The organism is Coleofasciculus sp. A1-SPW-01, assembly GCF_040217205.1.
GTDB classification, from domain to species: domain Bacteria; phylum Cyanobacteriota; class Cyanobacteriia; order Cyanobacteriales; family Coleofasciculaceae; genus Coleofasciculus; species Coleofasciculus chthonoplastes_A.
Genome location: NZ_JAVJNP010000017.1, coordinates 1 through 4,601, shown reverse-complemented (window position 1 = coordinate 4,601; position 4,601 = coordinate 1). Strand labels below are relative to the sequence as shown.

1 protein-coding gene is annotated in these 4,601 nt (G+C 44.4%); it reads left to right on the top strand.

Annotation, left to right across the window (positions count from 1 at the left end; translation table 11 throughout):
- Positions 1-4,306: S8 family serine peptidase (locus tag RH949_RS03225; RefSeq protein ID WP_446351907.1), on the top strand; the 4,306-nt coding region annotated here is incomplete at its 5' end.
- Positions 4,307-4,601 lie beyond the last annotated feature (295 nt).

Sequence of the window (4,601 nt, the reverse complement as noted above, 5' to 3'; positions counted from 1 at the left end):
TGTTGTTATCGATGAACCTGTTAACACCAGTGAAATTATCACCGAACCGATAACAGATTCTGCACTCGCTGAACCTGTCCAGTATGAGTTTCCTCCAGAAAATCAGCCGTTAGTCGGCATTATTGATACAGGTTTCAGTGATAATAACCCTGATATTGACTATAGCCGAATCAGTTTAGGGCAAGACCGGATTGATGGCGATAATAACCCTCTGATGGAAGCTGGTGAGGGGAATGAACATGGCACCCATATATTAGGAATCATTGGGGCGACTCAAGATAACGATATTGGCATTGAAGGGATTAACGATGATGCGCCGCTTTGGGTTGGGCGTGCTGTGGGTTCTGGTCAATGGGCAGAATCATTAGTTGAATTTGTCGATGCGGCTCAAGAATCGGGTCAACCCAATGCTGTGGTTAACCTAAGTATGGATTTAACCCAAATTGATGCGGATGGAAACGTTACCACTCGTTATGAGTTTACACCTCAAGAACGATCCGCGATCGAGTATGCACGACAAAATAATGTGATGCTGGTAGTGGCGGCTGGCAATGATGGGGATGTGATGTCGGTATTAGGACAGGCTTCGCAGGAGTTTGACAATATCCTCACCGTGGGGGCGGCGGAACAGTTTGACCCGGAAACGTCGGTTTGGAAGGGGGCTGACCGCACGGATTATTCGAGTTATGGTCATGGCTTGGATGTGATGGCGTATGGCGGAACGGCGGATAATCCCCAGTTGTCCTTGACTGGGGAAGGAACCAGCGCTATGGCGGGGACTTCTGTAGCGACGGCGAAGGTGACGGGGGCGGTGTCCCAGGTTTGGGCGGCGAATCCTGAGTTGAGTTACCGCCAGGTGGTGGAGATTATTAAGAATACAGCCACGGATTTGGGCAGTACGGGTCATGATGCTGAGACAGGTGCTGGCTTGTTGAATATAGCGGCGGCAGTTCATTTAGCGAAAGCTACGAAGCCAGAGGAACATATCACACCCAATCTCTTAATTCCTGAAACTTGGGGTGGTGAAGGGGTCTTTACAACAGGCGATCGCGCTGTCAATAGTAGCGATCCCACTCTGACAGTGCATAATCTTCATGCCTCGCCTAATGAAGTTATCCCTGCTGCCAACTTCTTCTCAGTGACGCATCCAGATGGTAATCCTATTCTGCAATACAAATTTTATTCATCTGATCGAATGCCCGGTAGTGGCTACTTCACTCTAAATGGGGTTAAGACGGGTGTCTCTTTTACTATCAATGCCGACCAACTCAAGGATTTGCAATTCGTGAGCGGTAGCGAACTAGGAAAGACTCAGACGTTTTCAATTCGGGCTTCTGATGGCAAGGTCTGGAGTTCAGTGATTAATGCTGTCATCAATCCTCAGACCATTAATGGCTCTATCCAGGAAAATAAGCAACCCGAAATTATTGTACATAATCGCGCATTTAAGCCAGGAGAAACTGTACCACTCTCTACTCTATTTAGTGTCAATGATGCTGATGGCGACGCTATGCAGATCTATCACATCTACGACCGAGATCATGGTGATAACAGTGGCTACATCACGCTTAATGGTGTAAGGCAATCTGGCTCAATTTATGTGAATGCGAGCCAGTTGAAAGATATGCAATTTGTGGCGAGTAGCGAAGCAGGAAAGACTGAAACTCTTGCTATTCGGGCTTTTGATGGTAAGCACTGGAGTCAATACGGTAATTTTGTCGCCAATCCACTTCCTATCAATGGCTCCGCAGCGACTAACCGTTTACCCGTGATTAGCATCAACAACGTTACTTTATCTCCTGGTGCTACTGTTCCTGGAGCAAGCCTCTTCAGCGTCCAAGATTCTGACGGCGATGATATGCAAAGTTACTACTTCCATAACCGAGATTCTAGTAGTGACGGTAGCTATTTCACCTTAAATGGTGTGAAACAACCTCGAACCCTGTACATCAACGCTAGTCAACTTAAAGATTTGCAGTTTGTTGCTGGAAATGAGCCAGATCAAGAACAGTCAATTGTCATTGCTGCTTTCGATGGCAAACACTGGAGTGATGATTTAGTCGTTCCGATCAAGTCATCAGGATCAGCACAATCTCCTACTGATTCTTTAATTAGTGTTGCTCAAAAAGCAATTGATGATGTTTATAAAACCAACAAAGTTAAATTGGGACAAGCCATTAGTGAGCCTGTTGATTTAGGCAATGGATTCCTTAAGCAAACCTTTAAGAATGGTCATATTATTTGGAATGGTCATAAAGCAATTCCTTATTTCACTGGGACAGGGCATCAACTCCCTAACATTGATCTACCTGAAACCATTTCTCCAATTTGGCAGCCAACCCCCACAGCCAATATTATTGATGTTCCGGATGGTCGTCACATCTATCCTAATATGCGGGGTAGTAGCGAATACTGGGTGGATTTAAAGGGTAGTAAAAATGTCATGCATTTGGCGGCGCGAGATACAGTGCTGACTCACCCAGACTTACGCACCACAGTCTATCGTGACCTCGGTAATGGTCGGCTGCAACAAATTCCCCTGACTGGCGTTAATCCTGATGACAATTATGCAAGTTTCCAGGATTTATCGGCTGGAAAATATCTAATCAAAGTGGATGTTGAACAGGAAAAAGCGGATATTCCTTATCGGATGATTGTGAATTTGGATCAAGCTGGGGATAGCTTGGCAAAAGCCCGCAACTTGAACCGAGAGTATGGAAAAATTGATGGTAAGCGCATCATTGTCAGCGATCATGTGGGTGTTCCGCAGGGTGACAAAGATTTATATGCCTTTACCACTAGCAACTTCCAGCCAGTCTTGCAGTTCGCGGTTCGTAGTTTATACAGTGATTTGAATCAAGAAACAAAGAATCGGTCGTTAGATGGTGACATTAAGATGCGGTTGTTGGATGTTAATGGTAAGGAGGTATTGTCAGTTAATTCTGTAAATCGCAAGCCTACATTGGCAGCCGAGAACCTGAAACCTAATAGCAAATACTATATTGAAGTCACCGCAAGGAATGGTTCTCGAACAAACTATGATCTGGTCTTAAACTTTGAACAAATCTGGGCGCAATCTGGGCGGCATGAGTTTAAGGGTTTTACGGGTCAACTTGAGTATAATTTCCGGGTTTATAGTAATGCGAAAGATCGCACCCTACACACAGCAGTGCGAGATGTCCGTGGTCAGACAATTGACTCCATTCACTACACCTCTAAAATTTACCGAAAACAGAATGGGCAATGGGTTGCTGTCAATCCAAATAGCACTGGTAACAGTGTATTGCGCTATGATTCTCTTCGCCCTGGTGAGTATCGGGTTGTGATGACTCCTAAGCCATCAATGCCTTCATCTTCTTACACCTTTGTTCATAACTTAGATCAAGCAGGGCAGACTCGATCTGATGCTCGGAATCTGGGTCAAATTGGCGGAAAGCGGGTTACGGTGAATGACCACGTAGGAATACCGACTGGTGAGCTGGATTACTACAAATTTTCCACGGGTTCAGATCCTCGCCTCTTGCAATTTTCGGTTCGTCATCCAAGTGGTAGTGGTAGTTTACCTCTGGAGGGAGATGTTGAGTTAATTTTGTATGACAAGAATGGTAAGGAGTTGAAGAAAGTTAATTCTCGGAATCGGAAGTCAACTTATGACAAATATGAGTTAAAAGCAAACAGCGAATACTATGTTCGGGTCAAGGCTAAATCTGGTGATAGCGGAAACTATCACTTGGTTTTAAATGCGGAGGTGAAGCGCAATACTGGTGGTACTAATCCTAATCCAAATTACATTTACACAAATGCTGACTACTTGAATGCACTGTATCAAGACAATATCAACAATAGATTGGGGTCTAACAGCCACAATCCCGATCACATTATTCGTGAGGCAGTTGATTCGATAGACGGAGATAGTAACCCGGGAATTTATGCCTTAGTTGGTGGTGAAGTAATTGAAGCCAAAAATGGGAAAGAAGTTAGTTCTAAGTATTGGGGATACAATGGAACGGTTGCCATCTACAATAAAGAGCTTAACCAAACATTCATCTATTGGCATTTAGCCGAAGGTTCAATTAATGAGAATTTACAAGGTAAAACTATTGCAGCAGGTTCTTTAATTGGAAAAGAAGGGAACACAGGTGCAAGTTACGGATCTCACACCCATGTAGAAGTACATAACAATCGAGCATACGTTAATATGTCTAATCCTTTGAATCCTCAATCTCCTGCTAATAGTGGTCGGCTTCATGTACCAACTGTATTTCAAAATGCCGTAAGAAAGGGACTTGTGAAACTGTATAAATAGAGAAAGCACTAATTCTTTCTCAAAAGAGCGATCGCCTAAAACACACACCTCCATTTTGAGCCAGGGCGGGTTTTGTTGAAACCTTATCACAAACATCGAAATTAAGCGGCTAAACCCGCCCCTACAACTACCTTGACTCCCACGCGATCGCCCTTTCCCTCCCGGTTAGCGCCAATCCCTGATCAAAAGAGCGATCGCCTAAAACACACCTCCATTTTGAGCTAGGGCGGGTTTTGTTGAAACCTTATCACAAACATCAAAATTAAGCGGCTAAACCCGCCCCTACAAATACCTG